The sequence below is a fragment of the Patiriisocius sp. 208BN25-11 genome (assembly GCF_058147145.1).
The window spans coordinates 23,125-49,801 of the sequence record NZ_JBYVJY010000012.1 but is presented as its reverse complement, the minus strand read 5'-3'; the positions used below and the strand labels follow the sequence as shown (position 1 = coordinate 49,801).

Here is a 26,677-nt window from a genome sequence, read left to right as displayed (position 1 = left end):
TTTTAATTATTATAGAATTGTAAATATACAACTTTATGTTAAAAAAATACTTAAATCAAAAAAAATTAAAAAACCACCACACCCCACTATAATACTAAAGACAAGCTTTTTAACCTACAAAAACAGTAGGGAATTAACTTTTCATTTTCAAAGCTTTTTGTGTTAATTTTTTATTATTTCACTATTAATTTTGGTATTTTAGCATCACGTTAACTTAAAAAACATTAAATCATGATTAAGAAATTATCTCTTAGCATAGTAGCATGCCTTTTTGGACTTGCTGCTTTTGCTCAAACTATTGTTAGTACAACCCCCGAAAACAGAAAGGTTATACTTGAAGAATTTACTGGAATTAACTGTGTGTTTTGCCCAGATGGACATGCCATCGCACAAGCACTAAAAGACAACAACCCTGGAAATGTATATTTAGTAAACATACACTCTGGTGGTTTTGCTGCTCCAAACGGAAATCAACCAGATTTCAGAACACAATGGGGAGCTGCCATTGATGGACAAAGTGGATTGGCTGGATATCCTGCTGGTACCGTAAACCGTCAAAATTTCCCTGGATTAGAACAAGGAGCAGCTGGAGCTACAGCAATGGGAAGAGGTTCATGGGCAACTGCTGCAAGTCAATTGTTCACAGAAGGTTCTTACGTAAATGTTGGTGTTGAAGCTGAATTAAATGTACAAACCAACATTATGACCATTGATGTAGAAGCATACTACACTGGAAACAGTCCAGAAGCTACAAACATGTTTAATGTTGCAATACTTCAAAACAACACCTTAGGGCCACAAACTGGTGGGAATATGGGAAACAACTATGTTCACCAACATAGACTTATTGATCTTGTTACTGGACAATGGGGTGTAGAAATCTCAAATACAACTACTGGTTCTCTATACAGCAACCAATTTAGCTACACGGTACCAACAGACATAAATGGAATCCCAGTAGAATTAGGAGAACTTGAAATTGTTGTATTTGTTACTGAAACAACACAACTTATCCCTAGTGGTAGTGGAACAACTCCTACAATAACTGGTCTTGATAACCCTAATGATGTAAACCTTAGATCTGTTGCAGATATCGCTGAGACTTGCTCAACTTCAGTTTCTCCTTCTATCAACATCCAAAACTTAGGACAGAATGAAATCACTAGTGTAGATATTACTTACAGTGTTAATGGAGGTACTGCATCTAACTTTACTTGGACTGGATCTTTAACGTCTTTACAAAGCACAGATGTTGAATTACCAGAAATCACTTTTACTCCACAAGCTACAAACACTGTTAACGTAGAAGTTGCTACAGACGATGTAGTGGATAACAATGAAGCTTCAACTGATTTTGACTCTGCTGTTGAAACTGTTGGAACGATAGATTTAACAGTAACTACAGACAACTGGGCTGAGGAACTAACTTGGGAATTTAGAAATTCTGCTGGTACAGTATTAGAATCTGCTTCTTACGATGGAAACAATTCTGGAACTGTAGGTGGTGATGACCAAACAACATTTGAATACAGATTCAACTTCGATGATGACTGTATTACCTTTACTGCAAATGACACTTTTGGAGATGGTCTTACTGTAGGAGGTAATGGAGGTATCGAGTTAGTAGATGCAAATGGTGTTGTTATTTATCCTTTCAATGGAGATTACGGTGCTGGATTCTCAGTAGACTTTAACTCTGATGGGGTTCTTGGACTAGAAGACAATGTTCTTTCTACTGTTAGCGTATCACCAAACCCAGCAAGTACTACATTAGAAATTAACAATGCAGATAACGCTTCAATTGAGGTTTACAACATCTTAGGTCAGTTAATGACTTCAAGAACTAACATTGCGACTACAGAAGCTATTGACGTATCTCAATATGCAGCTGGAACGTATTTTGTTAAAATTTCAATCGGAGACATTACAACTACTAAGAAATTTGTAGTAGTAAGATAATATCCTAGATACATCATATAAAAATGCCCTAACGTCTGTTAGGGCATTTTTTATTATTTCTTCTGAAATGTTCTAATTTATAATTTTTGCTATTTTCCTTTATACTTTAAAGGAAGGTGAACCACACTTTTTGTTTCAAAAAAATCTTCCTTATAATAATCAGAAAGAGCATATACTGAAGCTTTCGAAAAAGAAGACAACTCTTCTGTCAAATCCCCTCCTTTTAAATAAAGAATCCCATTTTTAAGTTCGTGATTTGATTTTTTCGCCACCCTATCTTTTATCCACCTCACAAAAGTTTCCATTTGAGCTACCGCTCGGCTTACAATAAAATCATATTGCCCAGTAATTGTTTCTGCTCTAGCGTTGGTCACTTTTACATTTTGTAACTCCAATCCATCCCGAACCTCTTCTACAACTTTAATTTTTTTTCCAATACTGTCAACTAAATGAAACTGCACTTCAGGAAATAAAATTGCCAAAGGGATTCCAGGAAAACCACCACCAGTACCAATATCCAAAATCGAACTTCCTGGCAAAAAAGACTGCACTTTAGCAATTCCGAGTGAATGTATTACATGTCGAAGATATATTTCGTCTATATCTTTTCTAGAAACGACATTGATTTTGAGATTCCAATCTTGGTATAACGTCGAAAGTAATTTGAATTGTTCTTTCTGTAGGGATGTTAAATCTGGAAAATAGTGAAGTAATTCGTCCATTATAATTTTTATAAGGCAAAAATAGGATTTCTTTTATAACTTTATGAATAAGATCACTCCTTTTAGGCAATAGATGTTTATTTTTACGGTTTTATTTTTGAAAGTCTATTAAAACTACTGATATGTTGACAAACAATCAATTAAAGTTTTCAAGAGTTGATTCTGCAAAATTTTTCAGAACTCTTAATAAGCGTGTAAATGCTTACTTCAAAGAAAACGACATACAACGAACAGGAAACTGGAAATTACACTTAAAAACTGTAATCATGTTTTCAATATACCTAACCCCTTATTTCTTATTACTGACTTTGAATTTACCTACTTGGGCTCAAATTCTTATGACGGTAATTATGGGAGTTGGTATGGCTGGCATAGGAATGAATGTAATGCATGATGCCAATCACGGATCTTATTCTTCTAAAAAATGGATCAACAAAGTACTGGGTAGCAGTATTTATATACTTGCTGGAAATGTTTACAACTGGCAGGTACAGCACAATGTGCTGCACCACACTTACACAAACATTCATGGGCACGATGAAGATCTTGAAGCTGGGCGTGTATTACGATTTTCAAGACATGCTAAATGGCATAAAATGCATAAGTTTCAGCATTACTATAGTATCTTTTTATATGGCCTTCTTACATTTAACTGGGCATTAACTACAGATTTTCAGCAAACAAAAAGGTATTTAAAGCGAAAGTTATCGTTTGGAAAATTTCCGAAGCCATCTACACAATGGAGCATCTTAATTATTACTAAAACTATCTATTTCTCTATTTGGCTAGTAATTCCAATTTTATTTTTTGGACTTTCGTGGTGGAAAATAGTAATAGGATTCTTTATCATGCATTATGTAGCAGGTGTAATTTTGAGTATAATTTTTCAGTTAGCTCACGTAGTAGAAGATGCAGATATGCCACTTCCTGAAGCATCGGGTACCATGAAAAACACATGGGCAATTCACCAATTATTCACTACTGTTAATTTTTCGACTAAAAACAGAATCATGAATTGGTTTACTGGTGGTTTAAATCATCAGGTAGAACATCATATTTTTCCCAATATTAGTCACGTGCATTATACTAAAATTTCAAAAATTGTTCGAGAAACTGCATTAGAATTCAATCTTCCTTACAACGAGTATAAGACCACTAGAAAAGCTATCATAGCGCATTTTAAACATCTTAAACACATGGGGCAAAAACCTGTTTTACCTGCTTAAAAACATGAACAATAAACTTTCTAACCGAATCAACAACATGGCTACCTCAGCAACATTAGCCATGGCTGCTAAAGCAAGAGAGCTAAGACAAGCTGGAGAAAATATTATAGGATTGAGTTTAGGAGAACCCGACTTTACGGTTCCAGAATTTGTAAAAAAAGCAGCTATAAAAGCTGTAGAAGACAACTACCATTCTTACACTCCTGTTGATGGCTATGGCGATCTCAAAGAAGCTATAATTACCAAGTTTAAGAGAGATAATAATCTTACGTATAGTCCTTCTCAGATCGTTGTATCTACCGGAGCTAAACAATCCTTGTACAATTTAGCTCAAGTATTACTTAATCCCGGAGATGAAGTATTGTTACCTGCACCCTATTGGGTAAGTTATAGCGATATATCAAAAGTTGCTGGTGGTGTTCCTGTAGAAATCAAAACAGCTATTGAGAATGATTTTAAAATTACACCGCAAGAATTAGAAGCCGCTATTACTCCTAGGACCAAAATGATGATCTATAGCAGCCCTTGTAACCCAAGTGGTTCTGTTTACAGTAAAAAAGAACTAAGAGCATTGGCCGATGTATTGGTAAAATACCCAGACATTATTGTAATTAGCGATGAAATCTATGAACATATAAATTTCACAGCTCAACATGCTTCTATGGCTCAATTTGAGGATATGTACAACCGTACGGTAACTGTAAATGGCGTATCCAAAGCATTTTCAATGACTGGTTGGAGAATTGGTTTTATTGGAGCCCCAGAATACATTGCACGTGCTTGCAATAAAATGCAAGGACAAGTAACTAGTGGCGCAAATTGTATTGGACAAAAAGCAACAGTTGCTGCCTTAAACAGTGATCCAAGTAAAATTAAATACATGATAGATGCCTTTAAGGAAAGACGCACTTTAATTTTGGATCTATTAAGTGAAATTGAAGGCTTTAAAATCAATGAACCAGAGGGTGCCTTTTATGTATTTCCTGACATTTCTTCTTACTTCGGAAAAACGATACGTGGGACAAAAATTAACAACGCAACAGACTTCTCGCTGTACCTACTAGAGAATGCAAAAGTAGCTACTGTAACAGGAGATGCATTTGGAGACCCAAATTGTATTCGTATTTCATATGCTGCTTCAGATGATGATATCAAAAATGCCATGCAACAAATTAAAGATGCATTGGTATAGTTAAAACGTACACCCATAAAAAAAGCACTGATTTCTCAGTGCTTTTTTTATATACTATTTCATAGTACTTATTTTACTACTAAACTCTTATTTACTGTTCCTGCTTCAGTTGAAACACTTACGATATAACTTCCACTAGACAAGTTAGTATCAATAGTAAATTGATTTTGGTTAAATGTATTTGTATACACAACACTTCCTAACACATTGTAAATAATAACTTCAGCATTTGCAACATTTGCACCTAAAGCAATGTTAATTTGAGATCCAGTATTAGGATTTGGATACACATTAAAATCTACTGCAGCTGCGTCTTCAAGACCTAATTCTGTACATGGCATAGGAGTTGGATCAATACCAACTTGCGCAAACGTTGCTTCAAAATCTCCAACATTGCTAATTGGCCATATATCGTTATTAAGTAATGTATTATCAGGTCCTATTAAGCAATATGTTGGATATGCTGTAGGGTTAAAATTAGAGTCTACAGCACCAGCACCACCTTCAGAGCTTACGGCTGGGGCTTGTTCAAATTCTCCACCATAAGTTTCTTTAAAAGCAATTACCTCCGCATTGTTGTCTGTTCCATTATTGATAGCAATCATAAAAACCTCACCTTCATTACATCCATACTTGTCATAAAATTCATTAAAGTACCTTGAGGTCGCTTGACAAGGAGGACAGGTATCAAAAAAGAAATCTAAGTATACATATTTACCTTGAGAAGTTATGTCGTACAAATTCCAAGTATCACCGTTGGTATCGGTTACTGTAAAATCATCAACAACATCTCCAAGATTATAGTTTTGGATTTGAGCAAAAAGCCCAGTCGATAATAGCACTGCTAAAGCGCTTAAAATAATTTTTTTCATCATGTTAATTTTTGATTAATACTCAATAAAAGTAGCGGAAAAAGCCTAAAGCACAAACAAAAACACACTAGTAAAACTCATAATAAACTCATTCAAAAAACGCAAGCTCTCGAAAAAACCGTCAATAAAGCTATCCCATTCACTTCATAGGGATTAAATAAAAACGATTATTTAATGGTAACTTTGCTTTAAAATGGTTAAAACCTCAAAAAAATGGCAAAAATCTTATTATTAGGCTCTGGTGAATTAGGCAAAGAATTTGTAATTGCAGCACAACGTTTAGGCCAATATGTGATTGCAGTAGATAGTTATAAAAATGCCCCTGCTATGCAAGTAGCTCATGAACATGAAGTGATAAATATGCTCGATGGAAATGCATTAGACACCATTGTTGCAAAACACAATCCAGACTTTATAGTTCCTGAAATAGAAGCCATTCGTACCGAAAGACTATACGAATATGAGAAACAAGGCTATACTGTAGTTCCCTCTGCAAAAGCAGCAAACTACACCATGAACAGAAAAGCTATAAGAGACCTTGCGGCCAAGGAACTAGACCTACAAACTGCAAACTACAATTATGCTAGCTCAGCAATAGAACTTGAAATAGCAGTTCAAAAAATTGGAATGCCATGTGTTGTAAAGCCTCTCATGTCTTCTAGTGGAAAAGGACAAAGTACCATTAAAACGGAAGCCGACATTCATAAAGCTTGGTCTTATTCTCAAGAAGGATCTCGTGGAGATGTTGCCGAAGTTATCGTAGAAGCTTTTATTGATTTTGATTACGAAATAACATTACTCACTGTGACTCAAGAAAACGGTGAAACCCTTTTCTGTCCGCCTATTGGACACCGACAAGAACGTGGAGACTATCAAGAGAGTTGGCAACCCGCTATAATGCACGACTATCATTTAAAGTCTGCACAAGCGATGGCAAAAGCTGTTACCAATGCCCTTACGGGCAATGGTATTTGGGGTGTTGAATTTTTTATATCTAATAAAGGTGGAGTTTACTTCTCTGAACTTTCACCAAGACCACACGATACAGGTATGGTCACCCTAGCAAATACTCAAAATTTCAACGAGTTTGAGCTACATTTACGCGCAATTATCGGCCTCCCAATTCCAGAAATCACTCTCGAAAAAAATGGAGCAAGTGCCGTGTTGCTAGCTTCAGAAGATTCTAAAAATCCAAGTTTCGAAAACCTTGAGGTACTCGCCAATGCACCAAAAACAGATTTTAGGTTATTCGGAAAACCTACATCAAGACCCTATAGAAGAATGGGTGTCGTAGTATGCTATGATGATCTTGAAACTAATATTTCAGAAATCACAAAAAAAACAAAAGAGCTAGCTGCTCAAGTAAAAGTACTACCCTAGCCTATTTTTTCTTAAGCGCTGCCAAGGTCTTATAGAAATCTTCTTGTACGGGTCTATTTTCTGGAATTTCTCGAAGAGGTTCCACTTCACGAAGTGTTTCATGACAATCTAAAGGTAATTGCTGATACAATTTAGTCCCTGCAGTTTTCCATGCAATCATTTGCTCTGAAACTTCTTTGATCGATTTGGCTGGATTTCCCACGATTAATTGTCTTGGCTCAAACACCGTTTCAGCTTTTATAAATGTCATTGCCCCAACAATACACTCGTCACCAATTTCGGCTCCATCCATAATAACACTATTCATACCCACCATGCAATTACGTCCTAGATTTGCTCCATGAATAATAGCTCCATGACCTACATGTGCTCCTGCTTTCAATACAATAGATTTTCCTGGAAACATATGCACGGTGCAATTTTCTTGCACATTTACGCCATCTTCTAAAATAATTTCTCCCCAATCACCACGAATGGCAGCTCCAGGACCGATATAACAATCCTTTCCTATAATTACATTGCCTGTAACTGCTGCCAAAGGATGCACAAAACTTGAGGGGTGCACTACTGGGATATGTCCTTTAAAACAATAAATCATATTGCTGAAATTTTAAAAATTATGTTAATCTATTAAGTAATTCAAAAACATTTCGACTGAGTATACAATAAAAAAAAGAAAAATTAAGTTTTAATTAAAAATTAACCTATGAGAACTGCACTTAGAACCTTTACCATTGCAAAAGAGGATATACATCACGTACAATTTTCTAAACAAGATGTTTTAATCAACAAAGACCAACAAAAAGAACGTGCTCATCAACTTACGAGAGCAGCTAAACTTGGTAACCTTTTACGAAATAAAGTAAACATTTATTTTATGGACAAAAATGACAAATTACTAAGAGTGAATACCACTGTTTGGGCTGTTACCAAAAAATTTGTTGTTCTTAAAAATGCTACTACAATTCCGCTTGAGAGCATTGTTGGTGTTGAATAAGCTTATTTAAAACGTTTTAGCGTTTCTTTAGTGAATTCGCTTAGCACCAATCGTCCCGATATAGCAGCACGCTCAGCTAAAAGTTCATTCCAGTGCTCTGTTCCTGCCCACATAATTTTTTTCATCTCGCGCATTGCCTCTGGGTTATAAGTACATAAATTTTCAGCAAAAGCTTGTACCGCGGCATCTAATGCTTCGGTTGATTCATACACACTTGCATATAATCCTTTTTGTCTTGCCCATTCTGCATCATAAAAAGAATTAGCATCTATAGCAATTTGCGACATACCTGTCAATCCTAATTTGCGTTCTACAGCAGGTCCTACTACAAATGGTCCAATACCTACATTGAGCTCACTCAACTTAATGGAAGCAAATTTACTTGCCATACAATAATCTGTAGCACTAGCAACACCAACGCCTCCTCCTACAGTTTTACCTTGTACACGTCCAATAATAAATTTTGGACAGGTACGCATGGCATTAATTACATTGGCAAAGCCGCTAAAAAAAACACGTCCTGTTTCTGCATCGTTAATATTTATTAATTCTTTAAAACTTGCGCCTGCACAAAAAGTGCGCACACCACCACTTTTAAGGATGATTACTTTTACGGCATCGTTGGTCCCAGCATTGGTAATGGTTTGTGCTAGTTTTGCCAAGATATCTCCCGGCAAACTATTGTGCGCTGGGTGGAAAAACTCTATGGTTGAAATTCCGTTATTTATGTCTTCTTTTACGTAGGGTGCTGTCATCGTTTTGAACGTACCCGCGCAGGCGGGTATCTTGTTAATGGTTATAATTATAGTGAATCATAAAGGTCATTCCAACTAGGATTAGACTTTTCAATTAGATTTATTTTCCAATCTCGATTCCATTTTTTTAATTGTTTTTCTCTTTTTAGGGCGTCTTCCTTATTTTCAAAAACCTCAAAATAAATTAAAATACCAAGGTTATATCTCGCAGAAAATGTTTTGGGATGTGCCTTCGTTTTATGTTGATATATTCTTGTTTTTAATCTCCCTGTACTACCAATATATAAAACACCTTCTTTTTTATTAGTAATTAAATAGACGTAGTATTTTTCCAATTAGATTAATTTATTTTTTTGCTTAACTAATTTCAAACTAATAATGTTAGGTGTCACTAAAAGATTCCCGCATTCGCTGGGAATTTTGAGCAATTTGAATTGCTAAAGCAATTCAAATTGCTCAAAATGATGATTCAAATGTTTTCGTTCAATTAAATACCACTCATATTTGTTTAACTCCCCAAAAACAATGTTTTTTAATAGCATGTCTGGGTTTTCATTAAAAAAGGCTAAATATTTAAAACGTTGCGCAAGAAACTTTTCTTTTGCTGTTTGTAAATCTGGATGTTCTAATGGTGCTAAAGTATCCTTTTCAAGACTTGGAAATCTTGAATTTTCAGGAAATTTTTCATAATTATATAAGCTATCGCGCACCTTATCAAGGTATTTCTCTGGAGTAGCAATCTCAAAATCTTGAATTTCTCCTGAAGCAATTTTATAGGTGTACTCCAAATGCTCTATCATATGCTGCGGGGTCATAATTCCCCATTTTGGTTTGCTTTCTTCGGAAAGTTTAGCCAAACAAGACTTGATCCTATCGGTTGTCATTTCGGTAAACACCTCTTGTTTCTTTTCTACCATGGTTAAAATGGTAGCCACACACACTAATGGATCTTCTTTTTCTGCGCCGTCTGGCAAAATAGCATTTGCTGTATCGACGTTGGCATCAAATACCTCAACATACCATTTTACAATCCCACTTGGGTGTTCTTTTCCTCTAGAATCTCTATCCACTTTTTGCTTACATGTAAGTCGAACATACAAAGTATCATTGTGATAAATTGGGCGTAAAAAACGAATTTCTTCTAAACCATAATTCGCTGCAACAGGTCCTTTGTTTGGATACACAAATAATCCGGCTGCCATGGAAATGATAAAATAGCCGTGCGCTGTTCTTTTTTCAAAAATACTTCCGTCCAGACTTGTGGTGTCGGTATGGGCGTAAAAATGGTCCCATGTAATATTTCCGAAGTTAACAATATCTGTATCGGTAATGGTTCTATTATGAGTCTTAAGAGACATTCCTGGCTGAATGTCTTCCCAATGGTAGGTAAAAGGATGCTGTGGAGCCTCTTTGTATGCCGCTTTTGGTTGGTAGATACCCGTCACCTCAGTTAAGGTAGTCGGACTTCCCTGGATAGCACAACGTTGTAAATAATGTTTAATACCACGAATACCTCCCATTTCTTCGCCTCCTCCGGCACGCCCAGGACCTCCATGCACTAAAGCTGGTAAGGGAGAACCATGCCCTGTACTTTGTTTGGCCATCTCACGATTTAACACCAAAATGCGCCCATGATGCGATGCAGCTCCTACCACATAATCTCTTGCTAGGCTATCATCATTGGTAGCGATAGAAGACACCAAAGAACCTTTCCCCATTTGAGCTAATTCTATAGCTTCATCCATATTTTTATAAGGCATAATGGTACTCACTGGTCCGAAAGCTTCGGTAGTGTGACATGCTTCATTTTTAAACGGTTGATCTTCTCGCAATAAAATAGGTTTGATAAACGCGCCTTTTTGTGCATCTGCACCAACGGTATCTAAGGCATTCATATTTCCGTAGACAATCGAAGCCGTCTTGGCAATCTTGGCCACCTGCTCTTTAACACTTTCACGTTGCGCCTGACTCACCAGAGCACCCATACGTACCTCTTTTAAACGAGGATCTCCAATGGTTACTTTATCTAATTGTTTTCCGATGGCAATTTGCACATCTTCCACCAAATTATGCGGCACAATGATACGGCGTATGGCAGTACATTTTTGCCCCGCTTTCACGGTCATTTCTTTTCGTACTTCTTTGACAAACAAATCGAATTCTGGTGTTCCTGGCACGGCATCTTCTCCTAAGATAGAGGCGTTTAATGAATCTGCTTCCATGGTAAATGGCACCGATTCTTCTGTCAGTCTCGGGTGATTTTTTAGGATGCGTCCCGTATGGGCAGAGCCCGTAAAAGTTACTACATCTTGAGAATTTACAGTATCTAGTATATCTCTAGCAGTACCACTTATGAGTTGTAGTGCACCTTCTGGCAAGATACCTGAAGCAATGATTTCTCTTACTACGGCTTCTGTTAAATAACTGGTTTGCGGTGCAGGTAATACAACCGCAGGCATTCCTGCCATCCAGTTTACGGCACACTTTTCTAACATTCCCCAAACAGGAAAATTAAAGGCATTGATATGTACAGCAACACCCCTTCTTGGCACCATGATATGATGTGCCATAAAGCGACCTCCACGAGATAAATCGATAGGATCTCCTTCAACATGATAACTTTGATTAGGAAACAACTTACGCAAAGATGCATTGGCAAAAAGATTTCCAAAACCACCTTCTATATCGATCCAACTATCAACACGTGTAGCACCAGTACGGTAACTCAACTCATAAAAAGCTTCTTTACGTTTGGTAAGATACATCGCCAATTTTTTGAGCATCATGCCACGTTCTTGAAAGGTCATTTTTCTAAGGACATCTCCTTTTTCTCTTCCATATTGCAAGGCGGCAGGAATATCTAGTCCTCCCATAGCGATACTTGTAAAAGCATCTCCTGTTACTGCATCATGAATTAATATGCCTTCGCCCTCGCCATCATGCCACTGGCCTTGTAGGTAATGTTGTGTTTTGTTCATTCGATTAACGATTTAAGATTAACGATTGTAAATTTTTGAATATATCTCTTACATCAAAAATCGTTGATCATCAATCTCCAATTAGATTTAATTAACGATTTACATTTTCTATAATAGCTGCATAGCCTTGTCCTACTCCAATACACATGGTAATTAAAGCATATTTTTTGTTTGTTTCTTGTAGCTCTAAGGCTGCAGAATACGCAATTCTTGCTCCAGTTACACCCAATGGATGTCCAATTGCAATAGAACCACCATTCGGGTTAATTCTTGGATCATCATCTTCCAATCCCCATTCACGGATACATGCCAGTGCTTGTGAAGCAAAAGCTTCATTAAGTTCTATCACATCCATATCCTCCATTTTTAGCCCGGCTTTTTCAAGCGCTTTATTTGAAGCCTTTACAGGACCAATTCCCATAATTCTTGGTGCTACGCCAACCACAGCAGAAGATACAATTCTTGCCATTGGCTTTAAATTGTATTTTTTGACCGCATCTTCACTAGCAATAATCGTAGCTGCTGCGCCATCGTTTAATCCAGATGCATTCCCTGCGGTAACACTTCCTCCTTCTTTTTTAAAAGCAGGTCTTAATTTGGCGAGTATTTCTTTAGAAGAGTTTGGTTTAATGAACTCATCATTTGCAAAGACAATAGGATCTTTTTTACGTTGCGGAATTGTTACTGGTTCAATTTCTTTTGCAAGACGGCCACTTTTTTGTGCCGCTGCGGCTTTCATTTGGCTTTGATACGCAAATGCATCTTGATCTTCTCTGGTGATGTTATATTTTTCTACTAAATTTTCTGCGGTAACTCCCATACCATCTACACCATACATTTCTTTCATTTTAGGATTTATAAAACGCCATCCAAAAGTAGAATCGTACATTTTACTATCCCCACCAAAAGCACTTGATGGTTTTGCCATCACATAGGGACCGCGGGTCATATTTTCTACACCACCAGCAATAAATAAATCTCCATCTCCAGCCTTAATAGCTCTATTGGCATGTATAATAGCTGAAAGACCACTACTACACAATCTATTTACCGTTTCTCCTGGTACAGTAAAAGGCAATCCAGCTAAAAGCAAACTCATTCTAGCAACGTTTCTATTGTCTTCACCAGCTTGATTGGCACAGCCCATGATAACATCATCAAAAGCCTCTTTAGGTATGTTTGGATTTTTTGCAACCACTGCTTTAATTACATGTGCGCCCAAATCATCTGTTCTTATAGCACTAAGGGTTCCTTTGTAATTTCCAATGGGTGTTCTTACACCGTCAACGATATATGTTTCTTTCAATGTCTAGTTTTTAAGGGTTTACATTTTACTTAAACTTTTTTGCAACTTTTTTACTAAAAATGCGTCTAATAGATGCTATTGATTTTGTTGCCCTACAATAAAATGTAGTTCCACAAAGTTAACAAACTATACCATATATATTCCTATTGATTTCATTGAATGGATTTTAAAATTATACATCCTAAAAACCCAATAATAAAAGAATATTTTAGATTTTCGTACACTGGTTTTCTTGACAATGTATCCTATCATGCCTATCCTAACGCAGCTATTCCAATTTGTTTTTTCAAGGATGTTGAGATTGATTTTTCTAAAGACAAGATGTTGGTTAAACCTTCTCATAAAAAATCAATTAAATGTATTTACACCAATAATTTTTACAAGCCCATAAAAATTGAAACACTAGGTAATATTGAAGAATTTTGCCTGATATTTGAGCCTTTTGGATTAGCACAATTTATTGACAAACTTCCAATTATTGGAGCTGAAACACATTCGATTCCATTTCACGATTTTGATGATTTTATTTTACAGCATCCTAAATTATTTGAATACAGTGCTGAACAAAAAAACAATGCTTTAGAAACCTATTTGTTGCCTAAAATTTCAAAAAAAAAGCATACAGATTTTATTAAAGATGCCATCAAAAATATGCATGCCGAAAAAGAAGTTCAGCGCATTTATCCCATTTCTTCTAAAACATTTTACAGAGCTTTTAAAAATATTTGCGGTGTTCCAGAGAGTGTTTTATTGAAAACCATTCAGTTTCGAAAAGCATTAGAAAAGATTAAGGTTGAAAATCCAGAAAAAACAATGGCGCAATTGGCATATGATCTAGGATATTATGACCAATCTCATTTTAACAAACTGTTCAAACAGCTTTCTTCTGAGACCCCAAGCACATTTTTTAAACAAGTTGACACCATTACAGAAGAAAATATTTATTTCAAAATTAGCTAGGTGTCTTTTTTGTACAATTTCTAATTAATAGCTTTGCTTATGTTTGGTTTAAAAACCAATATGTTTACGAACAACAAAATTTTATTTCGATTCATCTTTCTCTTTTTTGGCTTGATGATTTTTCCATTTCCGCTGTATTATATCCCTTTTCTGGATATCGTTGCAGAGTGGACACAATCCTTTTACCAAACCGTGATTCCATGGTTTGGAAATACAATCCTTGGAATTGAAGGAGAAGTGAACATGAACGGTCGAGGCAGTGGTGATACTACAGGAGATTATATCACCATCCTCTTCTTATTTGTAGTTGCTATAGTTGGAACGTTACTGTGGTCTTTACTTGAGCGAAAAGAAAAAGACTATTCAAAACTAAACTACTGGTTTATTGCAAGTTTACGCTACTTTGTTGGAGCTATGATGCTAAGTTATGGGATGGTAAAAGTAATACAACTGCAATTTCCAGCCCCTGGGTTTTTTAGATTGTTAGAGCCATACGGAGACTCATCTCCAATGGGTTTAGCCTGGACATATATGGGGTTTTCATCAGGCTTTAACATGTTTGTAGGTTTGGGTGAAGTTATTGGAGGGGTTTTATTATTTCATAGAAAAACAGTTGTATTAGGAGGAATCATTTTATTATCTGTGACTTCAAACATTGTAGCAGTAAATCTATTTTTTGATGTCCCTGTAAAAATATTTTCTATCCAATTATTACTCATGACCGCAATTATTCTTGGTGCTCATTACAAACGGTTAGCTCATGTTATATTTAATATTAAGAACACAAGTACGTATCAGTATTTTTCAGTATTCAAAAAGAAATCATGGCGTACTGCTCATGTTGCCTTGAAGTGGATCTTTGTAGCCTTCTTACTATATTCTAACATTGATGGAAAGCTAGAGCGTAGAGACACCTACGGAACCAATGCGCCAAAACCTGAACTTTATGGGCTCTATGAAACAGTAGATTTTATAAAAAATAACGACACCATCCCACCGCTTTTAACAGATAAAAAAAGATGGCGTTATTTGGGAATTGAAAGAAAAGGTTCTGTACAATTGTACGGTATGGATCCTAAAAATCGTTCTGGCTTAAGGAGCGATACCACAGACATTATTAAAAAAACGATGCAATGGTCCAACTATAGAGATTCTACAGAAATACATACTTTTAAATACGTGCAAACCGACAGCACTATGACTATTGAAGGCATCTACAAATGTGATACGCTGAAAGTAAACTTTATTCGAAAAACAAAAGACGATTTCTTATTGATGAATCGTGGTTTTCATTGGATTAGCGAAAGGCCAATGAACCAATAATACATAACAACTTATGAAAAAGACAGCCATTTTATTTACACTCACGGTAACAGCATTCTTATTAAGTGTTACTGCTACTGCACAATTCTCAAAAAAAGAAACCAGAAAGCTACCCGCTTTTATTAAAGAGCATTGTGAACTTATTGTAAAAGAAGCAACTTCAAACACCAATGTCTACATTAGTGATTTGGTTTCAAATCAATTGTACAAAGAGTTTGTGGATAGTTATAAAACAAGCAACCCAACATTTTACAACAAAAACCTTCCTGTTTCTTCTCTTTGGAAAAATGAAACCCTTGAAGAAAATTATTTTTTCCATCCAACCTATCAGGAATTTCCTGTCTTTTCTGTTTCTAAAGAAAACGCCTTGCAGTATTGTAAATGGCTAGAAAAAACCTTACAAGTAAACTATCCAAAATTTAAATACGAAGTACGCTTGGCTAATCAAGGTGAATTACAATATGCAATTTGTACTCAAGGAAATTTATTATTAAAAGAGCACCAACCAGAAAAAGAAAAATACTTTAGGTTTAGAGAAGGAACGAATCAAACCTTTGAAGGCCCATCAACTTCTGTAAGTTTTAGGGTTGTTATTTCTGTGACAAACTCACAAAAAATTTCATCTTAACAAGATTATTCCTCCCAATCCTTAGAAGTTCTATAGACAACGCCTTTAAACAATGCAACGAGTTCATTGCCTCTTTTAACCTCAACGATATTAAAACCTACTTTGTTTTTTTGAAGATCTAAAGTAGCTTCGGCAGTAATGTAATCTCCTTCATTTAGAGCCTCAATATGATTGATACTTGTCTCTATAGAAACCGCATATTTTCCATGGGTGTTGGCTGTAAACCCAAAAGCAGTATCTGCCAGCGAATAACTAATACCCCCATGGGCTTTGTTCATGCTATTAAGCATCTCTTCGCGAATGGTCATTCCTACTTTTACGTGACCAATTTCACATTCAAGAATTTCAATCCCAAGCCAAGTGCTATAGGCATCTTGGGATAACATTTTATAAGGTATTTTTTCTCCAGATAAAGGCATAAAATCAAGTGTCATTTGTCATGCTGAGCCTGTCGAAGCACAAGCAATATTATGAATACTCAACCCTTCGACACGCTCAGGGTATCTATTAATAATCAAAAAAAGAGGTTCCAGCCGCAGCTTTTCTTCTCAACAAAGGAGAACAACGATATCTATCTTCACGATATTCATCATACAAAGCATCTAAGGTCTCAACACACCAGTTTATTCCTTTTTCGTTTGCCCATGCTAATAGACCTTTTGGATAGTTTACTCCTTTAGTCATGGCATCATCAATGGCAGTTGCGCTTGCAATGTTTAAGAACAAGGCATCTGCGGCTTCGTTGATGAGCATTACAAGAATGCGTTCAAAAATAGTATTCAATAACACCGTATCTTCAGACTTCTCGACTATGCTCGAAGAGACACGTCCATTTTCATCATAATGATAATATCCTCTACCAGACTTTCTTCCTAAATACCCAGCCTCACTGAAACGTTTTTGCGTAAACGCTGGCCTGTATCTTGGGTCGTAGTAAAAGGCTGTAAATACTGTTTCTGTTACCGTATAATTGACATCGTTTCCAATAAAATCCATCAACTCAAAAGGTCCCATTCTAAAACCACCTACACTTTTCATGGCGTGATCTATAGTAGCAAAATCTGCGATACCTTCTTCATAAATTCGCAATGCTTCTCCGTAAAAAGGTCTCGCCACTCTATTGACAATAAATCCAGGAGTGTCTTTAGCTACTGCAACTACCTTTTTCCAACTTTTAATTGTTTCTTCGGAAATGTTAAGCACCTCAGTACTGGTTTGTATTGCCGGAATAACTTCTACTAATTTCATAAGCGGTGCAGGGTTGAAAAAATGAATCCCAACACAACGTTCTGGTTTTTCTAATGAAGAGGCAATAGATGCGATAGACAGTGAAGACGTGTTAGAGGCAATGATACAGTCTGAAGACACATAACCTTCTAGTTCTTGGAAGACTTTTTTCTTAATATCCAGATTCTCAACAATAGCCTCGATAGTCATATCACTATCTGCTAATTCTTTTAGAGAAGTTACGTATGAAATATTATCTTGAATACTCGTTTTTTCTTTTGCAGTAATACGTCCTTTCTCAACCAAGCGCGCTGTTATTCTCTCTAATGCTGCCTTGGCTTTATCTAAAGCCGCTTGATTTAAATCAAATAATTTCACAGTACAACCAGCTGTTGATGCTACTTGTGCTATTCCAGAACCCATGGTTCCTGCTCCTATGATACCAATCTTTTTAATTTCCATTAACTGTTATGTTTGAATATCGAATATCGAGGTTTGAACACCGAATATCGAAATTTTAAAAGTTTAAATTAAGACCCTTTACGTTCAGAAGTTCGAATACTTGCAACAAAAATTGAAATCAATTCGTTATTTTCAATAAACAAAGCATCTAATTTAGTATCTTCTTTAATAAGATTAGCGCCTTTTTGAATTTTAATATTCACTAAAGATTCTCGAAGTTCTTTTAAACACAATTTCAACTTGTGCAAGAAATCCTTTTTAGATTCGGCACTTTGTGCTTCTCCATAATTTAATGCTGCTGAAGTAGTTGATCTGATTAATTGTTTACTTAAATGTTGAGAAGCATAACTACCATCCAATTTATTACAAATCAATATAATCGCTACTGAAAAATCAATCAAACGCTCTTCTAAATCAAATTTATTGCTTTTCATACTATAATTTGTTTACATCGACATTCAAAATTCTGCGGTTCGATATTCTTTATTCTCTACTTCCCTTTAAACTCAGGTTTCCTTTTGTTAACAAAGGCGTCTACTCCTTCTGCGTAATCTTCGCTTTGGGCGGCCTCTATTTGTAATTTACTTTCTAATGCAAGCTGGGAAGTAATATCGTTTGCCATAGACTCGTTCAACAAACTTTTTGTTAAACCAAGCGCTTTTGTAGGCATTTTAGCCATTTTTGTTGCCAAGGAAAGCACCTCGTCTTCGAAAATTTCCGAAGAAATTACTTTGTAAATCATTCCCATACGTTCGGCTTCTTCTGCAGAAACTTTATCTCCTAACAGCATTAGGGCAGATGCTTTGGCAAACCCTATTAGCCTTGGTAACATATACGTACCTGCGCTATCTGGAACGAGTCCGATTTTACTAAACGCTTGTATAAAACTTACTTTTTCATGCGCAACAACTACATCACATGCCAATGCAATATTAGCCCCTGCTCCTGCTGCAACGCCATTTACCGCTGCTATTATTGGTTTTTCGATAGCTCTAATACGCGTAATAATTGGATTGTAATGCTCTTCTAATATTTTTTTAAACCCGGGATTTAGTTCTGGAGTGGTTACTTCTTTTAAATCTTGACCGGCGCAAAATGCTTTTCCAGCACCAGTAATGATAATCGCTCTAACTTCTGGATTTGAAGCACAAGCATCTAATTCATTTTGAAATAGCAAGGCCATTTCTCTATTAAAACTATTAAATACGTCGGGACGGTTAAGCATTAAGGTTGCAACGCCGTTGTTGATTTGTTTGGTTATTGGTTGGGTCATAAATTCATCTATAAATTTGACATAGTACGCCCTTCGACAAGCTCAGGGTGACACTTATTTTATTTTAGGCACTTAAAGTAATCGAAGGGTTCTTGGCAGGCATCGCATTTAAATAATGCTTTGCAGGCGGTAGAGCCAAACTGACTTACTAAATGTGTGTTGGTACTTTTACATTGCGGACAAATAACTTTTTTAGCATTACCCAATAGTACCTCTTTGTCTGCGGTTTCAGATAAAGGTCTGGCAATTCCATACGCTTCCATTTTTTGCAAACCTGCTTCGCTAATCCAATCGGTGCTCCATGCTGGGGCTAACACTAAAGTAACCTCAACTGTCTTGCCTAAAGGATGAAAAGCCGCTTTTAAATCATCTCCAATCACATCCATGGCCGGGCACCCTGAATAGGTAGGAGTGAGTTTTACTTTAATGACACCATCCACCTCGATAGCTTCACGTATTACTCCTAAATCTAGTACTGTAAGTACTGGAATTTCGGGATCACTCACCTGTTCCAAAATTGGAATGAGATGTGGGTCGATATGTGAAGTTTGTAGTATCATAGTGAGTAAAACACCCCTCTGTATCTCCCCTCAAAGGGAGAATTTGGTTTCAGTTTCGATTTCGATTTCGATTTTGGTTTCGGTTTTAAAGATTACCATTCCATATTTGGATAGGTACGTTGCATGTATTGCAGGTCGGATAATAAATAGCCCATATGCTCGCTGTGAATTCCTTTTTTACCGCCGCGAATAAAGTATTTCGATTCGGGAACTTTGAGATTTGCTTCTTCAAATAAACTCGTTACTTCTTTGTAATAGGCATCTTTTAATTGAGATGAGTCTACCCCAATTCCAGTTTCTACCATTGCATTAGCCGCATCGTACATGTCAAAAAGTTCTTCTGTATAGGCCCAAAGTTCGTCGACAGCTTCTTGCATTTTGGCATTACTTTCTTCGGTCCCATCTCCCAAACGTTTGATCCAATCTCCAGAAAAACGCTTGTGATAACTTACTTCTTTAATTCCTTTTTTTGCTATTGCCGCTAAGGTTTCATCTTTACTGTTCGAAAGCGCTTTCATAAACAACAAGTGGTATACATCAAAGAAATATTGTCGACCTATCACATAGCCAAAATGCTCGTTGGGTTGTTCTACTAACAATACATTTTTATATTCCCGTTCTAATCGTAGAAAGGCGATATCGTCTTCTGTCTTCCCTTCGCCTTGAACCGTAGCGGCATATTGATAATAATTTCTGGTCTGACCAATAAGATCTAAGGAAATGTTAGTACAGGCAATATCGGTTTCTAGTGTTGGTCCGTGACCGCACAATTCTCCTAGGCGTTGGCCGAGGATGAGACTGTTGTCTGCTATTGATAGTATGTAATTGTATAAATGTTCTTTCATGAGAAATCGAACTTGAAGTTGAACTTGAACTTGAAATCGAAGTAAAACTTCATTATTTAATGTTTTTAATTCTTGTTACTATAATTCTTATCAATTAATCATTTTCATCTTTCAAATTTGAGAGGCTTTTATCTGAAAGTAAGTTTGCCTTAATTTGAATATTCAAATTCCTTAAACTTTCTCACAGCTCTTTTAAGCAAATTCTTAACTTGTTAATCTTATCCTTATCAGTTCCTGCACCTAATGCTTCACCATAGTTTAAAGCTGCAGAACATGACGATCGTATTAGTTGCTTTGCCAAATATTCTCCAGCGAAAGACAAAGGTTTGTTTTCAAATAAAATAATAATCTCAGCTGCAAAATCTTCTAATCTTTCACTTAAATCAAATTTCTTTTCCATTTCATTTTCAAGTTCGAATTCAAGTTCAAGTTCAAGCAAATAATGCTACATATGTTTTACCTCGTCTGGTAGCTTATAAAATGTTGGATGACGGTATACTTTATCTTGAGCGGGTTCAAAAAGTTCTCCATTATTTTCTGGATTACTAGCGGTAATATTACTGCTTTCAACCACCCAAATACTTACACCTTCACTGCGTCTTGTGTAGACATCACGTGCGTTTTCTAGAGCCATTTCTGCATCTGCAGCGTGTAGGCTTCCAAAATGTCGATGTTCTAATCCATTTTTACTTCTTACGAAGACTTCCCATAAGGGCCAATTGTTATTTGTCATATCTTGTAAATACTTACAAAAGCAAGTACTATGTTTATATAAAGAAACATTCTTCTGGAACATCCCCCTAACCCCCTTCAAAGGGGGAGTTATACTTAACTAGCTTTTGCTACTTTCTTTGCTTCTTTTTTAGCAGCATGTGCCATGGCAGCATCGCGTACCCAAGCTCCATTATTCCAAGCTCCAACACGCGCTTTCATACGCTTTTTGTTAGAAGGACCGTGTCCTTTTACTACTTGCCAGAACTCATCCCAGTCTATTTCTCCAAAATCGTAGCTTCCTGTTGCTTCATTGAACTTTAAATCAGGATCTGGAATTGTTAATCCTAACAAATCGGCTTGAGGAACTGTTTGATCTATAAATTGCTGACGTAAATCATCGTTAGATTTACGCTTTAATTTCCATTTCATAGATTGTTCTGTGTGCACCGATTCTGCGTCTGTTGGACCTAGCATCATTAAGCTTGGCCACCACCATCTATTTAAAGCATCTTGTGCCATGTCTTTTTGCTCTTGGCTTCCATTGCAAAGCTTTAGCATGATTTCAAACCCTTGGCGTTGGTGAAAACTTTCTTCTTTACAAACGCGTACCATGGCTCTTGCATAAGGACCAAAAGAGGTGTTACACAAAGGCACTTGGTTAATAATGGCAGCACCATCTACCAACCAACCTATGGCTCCCATGTCTGCCCAAGTTACTGTTGGGTAATTGAAAATAGAAGAATACTTTGCTTTACCAGAGTGCAATTGTTCGTATAATTCATCTCTTGAAATCCCTAAGGTTTCACAAGCAGAATACAAATAGAGACCGTGTCCTGCTTCATCCTGTACTTTGGCAAGTAAGGCAGCTTTTCTTCGAAGTGACGGAGCTCTGGTTATCCAGTTCCCTTCAGGAAGCATTCCAACAATTTCACTATGGGCATGCTGAGAAATCTGACGAATATGCGTCTTTCTATACTTCTCTGGCATCCAATCTTTGGGTTCAATCTTTTCGTCACGTGCAATGCGCGCTTCAAAAATTTCTTCTAGGTTTTTAATTTGATCTTCACTCATGATTTTTTGCTTTAGGCTTTAAGCTGTAAGCTTTAGGCTAATTAAACAATCTCTAATTTCAAAAAGATACCCGTTTTCACGAGAATGCTATCTCTCTATGCCCTTTGGGCATCTCTCCCAGTGGGAGAGAAATGTTTTCGTTTCATTTTAGATAAAGACTATACGTCAAAATCTACTTTAACACTATCTGTTGTTGGAACGGCTTGGCAGCTCAATACTAAGTTTTGAGATACCTCTTTATCGCTCAACGCGTAATTTATTTTCATTTCTACTGCACCATCAAGCACTTCGCACTTACAAGTACTGCAAACTCCACCTTTACAGGCAAAAGGTAAATCTGCTCCAGCGCCCAAGGCAGCATCAAGAATATTGTCATATTCATCGGTCATAGTGAAATGAAATTCTTTACCTCCATCCACAATGGTTACTTCTATACCTTCTACACTTTGCTCTGCTAAACGAGCAGCACGTTGCTTATCTTCTTCGGTTAGTCCTGTAACAAAAAGTTCGTAATGTACATTTGCTTCAGGCATTCCAGCTTCGATTAGTTTGTCTTTTACTAAAAAAATCATTTCTTCAGGACCACATAAAAAAGCTTCATTAAGAGCTGGCACATATACTAACTTCTTAAAAATTTCATCTAATTTTTCCGAAGTAAAGCGTCCGTTAAACAATTCGGCATCTCTATGTTCTTTGGTTAAGAAATAGAAAATCTCGAGCCTTCCAAAGTACTGATTTCTAAGTTGTTCAATCTGTTCTTTAAAGATAATAGATTTCACCGTACGATTCAAATAGAATAATTTGAATTTCGCTTTAGGTTCTTTAGCCAAATGGGTTTTAATCATTGACAAGACAGGTGTAATACCACTTCCCGCTACAAAAGCAATGTATGTTTTTTCTTCTTCGGAAATAGGTACACCAAATTTTCCGCTAGGTGCCATCACCTCGAGCGAATCTCCTGTTTGCAAAACTTCATTTACATAGGTGGAAAACACACCTCCCGGTATTTTTTTTACAGCTACCTGCCATTGATGATCTACCATACTAGAACAAAGACTGTACGATCTTCGGGTATCTTCACCATCAATAATAGCTTTTAAGGTAAGATGTTGACCTTGGGTGTATTGAAATTCATCTAAAATTTCAGAAGGAACATCAAAGGTAATCACAGAACAATCTGGAGTTTCCTTGTAGATATCTTTAATTTTCAATGTATGAAATGTAGCCATGAATTGTACTTATTATAATACAAAACTAACGATTGTTAGTTTAAATACCAAATATAGCTATTTACAGGAAAAAGTATTGCTTATACAATCCCAGAAATAAGGACTGAAACCAATTCTTTCTTTAGCACATTTACTTCCAATTTGCCACGTTTTTCATTCCATAAGTACAAGGTTCTAAGCGTAGAGAGTATCGAAAACAATATCACTTCTGGATGCTTGGGTTGTAGCTCCCCTGCTTCGATCCCTTGTTTAATGATGTTTCTAAAGTTTGCTTCATACTGATCTCGCATGGCGATAAAATCTAATAGCCCTTTTCCATCCAAATGCATCCAGTCGTTATTTAGGGCTGCAATCGCTTCGGCATGATTTACGGTGATATCGATATGCACTTCTATTATTTTTCTAATGGTATCTAGAGGCGTTAATTTTTCAGAAGTTATTGTTAGCATACTATTAGTAAACTCATTGGCAACCGTAAGTACTAACGAAGCTAAAATTTCTTGTTTCCCTTTGATATGATTGTATAAGCTTGCTGCTTTAATATCCATTTTTTGAGCAATGTCTCGCATAGACACCGCACTAAACCCCTTTTCTTTAAACAAGGTGGCTGCAACAGCAACAATTTCTTCTTTTCGGGTAGATTTCATTATCGTAAATATACTAATTGATTTAAGATTAACGATTTTTGATTTTTGATTTGGCATACTTTTGAGGCATTTAAAAAAAAACCTATGTATCCTTACAATGCATAAAAATTTTAAAAACAAAAGTCAGACTTCCAACATATTATTCATTCATAAATTTACAATCTAAAATCTTCAATCGACAATCATTTTACTACTTTTGATATATGAATGCAACTGCTATAGAAAGTAACGAGCTACTGGATAGATTGCCACCGCATCTAAAACAGTATATCAAGCCTCAAAACTACGAACACTACACACCTATAAATCAAGCTGTATGGCGCTATGTGATGCGCAAGAATGTTGATTATTTAAGCAGAGTAGCACATGAAAGCTATCTTGATGGACTCGCTAAAACTGGGATTTCTATAGATACCATTCCTTCGATGTATGGAATGAATCGAATTTTAAAGGAAATTGGATGGGCAGCCGTTGCTGTAGATGGTTTTATACCTCCCAATGCATTTATGGAGTTTCAAGCCTATAAGGTGTTGGTTATTGCTAGCGATATTAGACAACTCGAAAACATTGAATATACACCTGCCCCAGATATTATTCATGAAGGCGCTGGGCATGCCCCAATTATTGCCAGTCCGGATTATGCAGAATACTTGAGACGTTTTGGAGAAATTGGTGCTAAGGCAATTTCTAGTGCTCATGACATGGAATTATATGAAGCGGTTAGAACGCTTTCTATTTTAAAAGAAGCGGAAGGTACACCTCAAAAAAATATTGATGCTGCCGAACAAAAAGTAACAGCATTGCAAAACAAAGAAGTAACACCTTCTGAAATTGCATTGATTAGAAACCTACATTGGTGGACTGTTGAATACGGCATGGTAGGCACCGTTGAAAACCCAAAGATTTATGGTGCTGGTCTACTCTCTTCAATAGGCGAAAGCGAATGGTGTATGAAAGAAAGTGTAAAAAAAATACCATACACCATAGATGCTGCCTACCAAGAATTTGATATTACAAAACCGCAACCACAGTTGTTTGTAACACCCGACTTTGCTTATTTACAAGAAGTTCTTGAGAATTTTGCAAATACCATGGCTGTTCGAAAAGGCGGTTGGCGTGGTTTACAAAAACTAATAGACTCTAAACAATTAGGTAGTATTGAAATAAGCACAGGACTGCAGGTAAGTGGTGTATTTACGCGCATGATAAAAAATGAAGACAATGAGGTTGTCTATTTTGAAACCACCGGAAAAACGGCCTTAGCCTTTAGAGAAACTGAAGTGATAGGACATGGAGTTTCTAGACACAGCCATGGCTTTAGGAGTCCGTTAGGGAAACTAAAAGGTATTAATCTCGCCATCGAAAATATGGGGCCAAGAGATTTAGCAGCGTATGACTTCTATGACGGAAAACCTATTGAGTTTGAATTTGAGAGCGGTATACATGTAAAAGGACTCAACGTTACAGGAATGCGAAATTTGAAAGGCGAATTAATGCTCATTCAATTTAGGGAATGTACCGTGACATACAAAGACGAAGTATTATTTTCACCAGAAGATGGCGACTTTGATATGGCAGTTGGAAAAGAAATTGTTTCTGCTTTTGCAGGTGCTGCCGATTACTTAAGTTTTGAGTTGGAAAAACACGAATTAAGTACACATGAAAAAGTAACCACACGTTCGGAAGATGAACAACTTCTACAAGAGCTATACAAAGAAGTACGAGTGATAAGAAATGAAGTTAGTACTAACAAAGCATCTGAGAGACTTCTTGAGATTTTCAATGTAACACGACTACGTTTCCCGAATGATTGGTTGCTGGTGTTAGAAATTTATGAACTTATTCCTTCTTCTGAAATATTAGCGCATCTTACACTGCTTAAAACAAACCAAGCTAGCATAGCACATCTTATAGATGGAGGACTAGCTTTATTAGAACAACAAACGATAACAACTAATTAAAAAACACACTATGGGACTATTCAATCTATTTGGAAATAAATCAAAGAAAATTCAAGACTTCACGTCAAGAGATGCCATTATACTAGACGTACGTTCAAAAGCAGAATATGATGGAGGAGCAATTCCTGGATCTAAGCACATTCCGCTACAACAAGTAGGTGTTAAAATTTCAGAAATAAAAAAATGGAACAAACCTGTTATTACTTGTTGCGCAAGTGGTATGCGAAGCGCAAGTGCTGCGGCTGTTTTAAAAAGCAATGGAATTGAATCGATGAATGGCGGTGGATGGATGAGTTTGTATAAAAAGCTTTCGAATTAGAAACAAAGCGTCATAAACTAAAAAAAGCTTCACGATTGTGAAGCTTTTTTTAGTTGTTAAAAGAAACGGTA

At 36.4% G+C, this 26,677-nt stretch carries 28 protein-coding genes; 10 read left to right on the top strand and 18 right to left on the bottom strand.

The window, feature by feature from the left end; all coding sequences use genetic code 11:
• Nucleotides 1–231 precede the first annotated feature (231 nt).
• The gene (locus ACY2RS_RS12880; protein ID WP_490099075.1) at nt 232–1,959 is read left to right on the top strand and encodes a T9SS type A sorting domain-containing protein; all 1,728 of its coding nucleotides are present in this window, start codon (nt 232–234) and stop codon (nt 1,957–1,959) included.
• A gap of 89 nt (nt 1,960–2,048) precedes the next feature.
• Here ACY2RS_RS12880 and rsmG read toward each other — a convergent pair whose 3' ends face one another.
• Entirely contained in the window at nt 2,049–2,681 is a 633-nt protein-coding gene (rsmG, locus tag ACY2RS_RS12875) for a 16S rRNA (guanine(527)-N(7))-methyltransferase RsmG (RefSeq protein WP_490099074.1), read from the bottom strand.
• Nucleotides 2,682–2,803: 122 nt separating this feature from the next.
• Between rsmG and ACY2RS_RS12870 the strand changes: the two genes are divergently transcribed.
• Nucleotides 2,804–3,907 (top strand): fatty acid desaturase family protein, encoded by a 1,104-nt coding sequence (locus ACY2RS_RS12870; RefSeq protein ID WP_490099073.1) that lies wholly within the window; start codon nt 2,804–2,806, stop codon nt 3,905–3,907.
• 4 nt (nt 3,908–3,911) lie between these two features.
• Nucleotides 3,912–5,099 (top strand): pyridoxal phosphate-dependent aminotransferase, encoded by a 1,188-nt coding sequence (locus tag ACY2RS_RS12865; protein WP_490099072.1) that lies wholly within the window; start codon nt 3,912–3,914, stop codon nt 5,097–5,099.
• Between the two features lie 68 nt (nt 5,100–5,167).
• Here ACY2RS_RS12865 and ACY2RS_RS12860 read toward each other — a convergent pair whose 3' ends face one another.
• The gene (locus tag ACY2RS_RS12860) at nt 5,168–5,971 is read right to left on the bottom strand and encodes a T9SS type A sorting domain-containing protein (RefSeq protein WP_490099071.1); all 804 of its coding nucleotides are present in this window, start codon (nt 5,969–5,971) and stop codon (nt 5,168–5,170) included.
• A gap of 213 nt (nt 5,972–6,184) precedes the next feature.
• On the opposite strand from ACY2RS_RS12860, the gene purT reads away from it, so the two are divergent.
• Nucleotides 6,185–7,351: a formate-dependent phosphoribosylglycinamide formyltransferase gene (gene purT, locus ACY2RS_RS12855; RefSeq protein ID WP_490099070.1), complete on the top strand. Its 1,167-nt coding sequence runs from the start codon at nt 6,185–6,187 to the stop codon at nt 7,349–7,351.
• A 1-nt stretch (nt 7,352) separates the two neighbouring features.
• Here purT and ACY2RS_RS12850 read toward each other — a convergent pair whose 3' ends face one another.
• A complete protein-coding gene (locus ACY2RS_RS12850) occupies nt 7,353–7,949 on the bottom strand; it encodes an acyltransferase (protein ID WP_490099069.1) in 597 nt (198 codons plus the stop codon).
• Nucleotides 7,950–8,057: 108 nt separating this feature from the next.
• On the opposite strand from ACY2RS_RS12850, the gene ACY2RS_RS12845 reads away from it, so the two are divergent.
• Nucleotides 8,058–8,348 (top strand): hypothetical protein, encoded by a 291-nt coding sequence (locus ACY2RS_RS12845; protein WP_490099068.1) that lies wholly within the window; start codon nt 8,058–8,060, stop codon nt 8,346–8,348.
• A 2-nt stretch (nt 8,349–8,350) separates the two neighbouring features.
• Here ACY2RS_RS12845 and ACY2RS_RS12840 read toward each other — a convergent pair whose 3' ends face one another.
• The 4 genes from ACY2RS_RS12840 to pcaF all read right to left on the bottom strand — a co-directional run bounded on the left by ACY2RS_RS12840 (nt 8,351) and on the right by pcaF (nt 13,387).
• Nucleotides 8,351–9,103, bottom strand: a complete 753-nt coding sequence (locus ACY2RS_RS12840; protein WP_490099067.1) for an enoyl-CoA hydratase/isomerase family protein — start codon at nt 9,101–9,103, stop codon at nt 8,351–8,353.
• Between the two features lie 47 nt (nt 9,104–9,150).
• Nucleotides 9,151–9,438, bottom strand: coding sequence for a GIY-YIG nuclease family protein (locus ACY2RS_RS12835; protein ID WP_490099066.1), 288 nt, complete (start codon nt 9,436–9,438; stop codon nt 9,151–9,153).
• A 102-nt stretch (nt 9,439–9,540) separates the two neighbouring features.
• Nucleotides 9,541–12,081 carry a phenylacetic acid degradation bifunctional protein PaaZ gene (gene paaZ, locus ACY2RS_RS12830; RefSeq protein WP_490099065.1) on the bottom strand — a complete coding sequence of 847 codons (2,541 nt, stop codon included), beginning with the start codon at nt 12,079–12,081 and terminating at the stop codon, nt 9,541–9,543.
• Nucleotides 12,082–12,172: 91 nt separating this feature from the next.
• On the bottom strand, nt 12,173–13,387 hold the full coding sequence (gene pcaF / locus ACY2RS_RS12825) for a 3-oxoadipyl-CoA thiolase (RefSeq protein WP_490099064.1): 1,215 nt from the start codon (nt 13,385–13,387) through the stop codon (nt 12,173–12,175).
• A gap of 159 nt (nt 13,388–13,546) precedes the next feature.
• Here pcaF and ACY2RS_RS12820 point away from each other — a divergent pair, with 159 nt between their 5' ends.
• The 3 genes from ACY2RS_RS12820 to ACY2RS_RS12810 are packed head-to-tail and all read left to right on the top strand — an operon-like array spanning nt 13,547 to nt 16,298.
• Nucleotides 13,547–14,347, top strand: coding sequence for a helix-turn-helix domain-containing protein (locus ACY2RS_RS12820; protein WP_490099063.1), 801 nt, complete (start codon nt 13,547–13,549; stop codon nt 14,345–14,347).
• A 60-nt stretch (nt 14,348–14,407) separates the two neighbouring features.
• Nucleotides 14,408–15,670: a hypothetical protein gene (locus ACY2RS_RS12815; protein WP_490099062.1), complete on the top strand. Its 1,263-nt coding sequence runs from the start codon at nt 14,408–14,410 to the stop codon at nt 15,668–15,670.
• Nucleotides 15,671–15,683: 13 nt separating this feature from the next.
• Nucleotides 15,684–16,298, top strand: coding sequence for a hypothetical protein (locus tag ACY2RS_RS12810; RefSeq protein ID WP_490099061.1), 615 nt, complete (start codon nt 15,684–15,686; stop codon nt 16,296–16,298).
• Between the two features lie 5 nt (nt 16,299–16,303).
• On the opposite strand, the gene ACY2RS_RS12805 is transcribed toward ACY2RS_RS12810, so the two are convergent.
• The 11 genes from ACY2RS_RS12805 to ACY2RS_RS12755 form a co-directional block, all read right to left on the bottom strand.
• Complete coding sequence (locus ACY2RS_RS12805; RefSeq protein ID WP_490099123.1) at nt 16,304–16,717, bottom strand: PaaI family thioesterase; 414 nt, start codon at nt 16,715–16,717, stop codon at nt 16,304–16,306.
• A gap of 88 nt (nt 16,718–16,805) precedes the next feature.
• Nucleotides 16,806–17,987, bottom strand: coding sequence for a 3-hydroxyacyl-CoA dehydrogenase NAD-binding domain-containing protein (locus ACY2RS_RS12800; protein ID WP_490099060.1), 1,182 nt, complete (start codon nt 17,985–17,987; stop codon nt 16,806–16,808).
• 68 nt (nt 17,988–18,055) lie between these two features.
• The gene (locus ACY2RS_RS12795) at nt 18,056–18,421 is read right to left on the bottom strand and encodes a four helix bundle protein (protein ID WP_490099059.1); all 366 of its coding nucleotides are present in this window, start codon (nt 18,419–18,421) and stop codon (nt 18,056–18,058) included.
• A gap of 56 nt (nt 18,422–18,477) precedes the next feature.
• Entirely contained in the window at nt 18,478–19,260 is a 783-nt protein-coding gene (locus tag ACY2RS_RS12790; RefSeq protein ID WP_490099058.1) for an enoyl-CoA hydratase-related protein, read from the bottom strand.
• Nucleotides 19,261–19,319: 59 nt separating this feature from the next.
• A complete protein-coding gene (gene paaD, locus ACY2RS_RS12785) occupies nt 19,320–19,820 on the bottom strand; it encodes a 1,2-phenylacetyl-CoA epoxidase subunit PaaD (RefSeq protein ID WP_490099057.1) in 501 nt (166 codons plus the stop codon).
• A 92-nt stretch (nt 19,821–19,912) separates the two neighbouring features.
• Nucleotides 19,913–20,665 carry a 1,2-phenylacetyl-CoA epoxidase subunit PaaC gene (gene paaC / locus ACY2RS_RS12780; RefSeq protein WP_490099056.1) on the bottom strand — a complete coding sequence of 251 codons (753 nt, stop codon included), beginning with the start codon at nt 20,663–20,665 and terminating at the stop codon, nt 19,913–19,915.
• A gap of 181 nt (nt 20,666–20,846) precedes the next feature.
• Nucleotides 20,847–21,104: a four helix bundle protein gene (locus tag ACY2RS_RS12775; RefSeq protein WP_490099055.1), complete on the bottom strand. Its 258-nt coding sequence runs from the start codon at nt 21,102–21,104 to the stop codon at nt 20,847–20,849.
• A gap of 6 nt (nt 21,105–21,110) precedes the next feature.
• Entirely contained in the window at nt 21,111–21,398 is a 288-nt protein-coding gene (paaB, locus tag ACY2RS_RS12770; RefSeq protein ID WP_490099054.1) for a 1,2-phenylacetyl-CoA epoxidase subunit PaaB, read from the bottom strand.
• Between the two features lie 95 nt (nt 21,399–21,493).
• Nucleotides 21,494–22,450 (bottom strand): 1,2-phenylacetyl-CoA epoxidase subunit PaaA, encoded by a 957-nt coding sequence (gene paaA / locus ACY2RS_RS12765; protein ID WP_490099053.1) that lies wholly within the window; start codon nt 22,448–22,450, stop codon nt 21,494–21,496.
• 158 nt (nt 22,451–22,608) lie between these two features.
• Entirely contained in the window at nt 22,609–23,679 is a 1,071-nt protein-coding gene (locus ACY2RS_RS12760; RefSeq protein ID WP_490099052.1) for a 2Fe-2S iron-sulfur cluster-binding protein, read from the bottom strand.
• An 80-nt stretch (nt 23,680–23,759) separates the two neighbouring features.
• On the bottom strand, nt 23,760–24,326 hold the full coding sequence (locus tag ACY2RS_RS12755; RefSeq protein WP_490099051.1) for a TetR/AcrR family transcriptional regulator: 567 nt from the start codon (nt 24,324–24,326) through the stop codon (nt 23,760–23,762).
• Between the two features lie 203 nt (nt 24,327–24,529).
• On the opposite strand from ACY2RS_RS12755, the gene ACY2RS_RS12750 reads away from it, so the two are divergent.
• Together ACY2RS_RS12750 and ACY2RS_RS12745 are read left to right on the top strand one after the other, a co-directional pair.
• Nucleotides 24,530–26,287 (top strand): aromatic amino acid hydroxylase, encoded by a 1,758-nt coding sequence (locus tag ACY2RS_RS12750; RefSeq protein WP_490099050.1) that lies wholly within the window; start codon nt 24,530–24,532, stop codon nt 26,285–26,287.
• Nucleotides 26,288–26,297: 10 nt separating this feature from the next.
• Nucleotides 26,298–26,606 (top strand): rhodanese-like domain-containing protein, encoded by a 309-nt coding sequence (locus ACY2RS_RS12745; protein ID WP_490099049.1) that lies wholly within the window; start codon nt 26,298–26,300, stop codon nt 26,604–26,606.
• Nucleotides 26,607–26,677 lie beyond the last annotated feature (71 nt).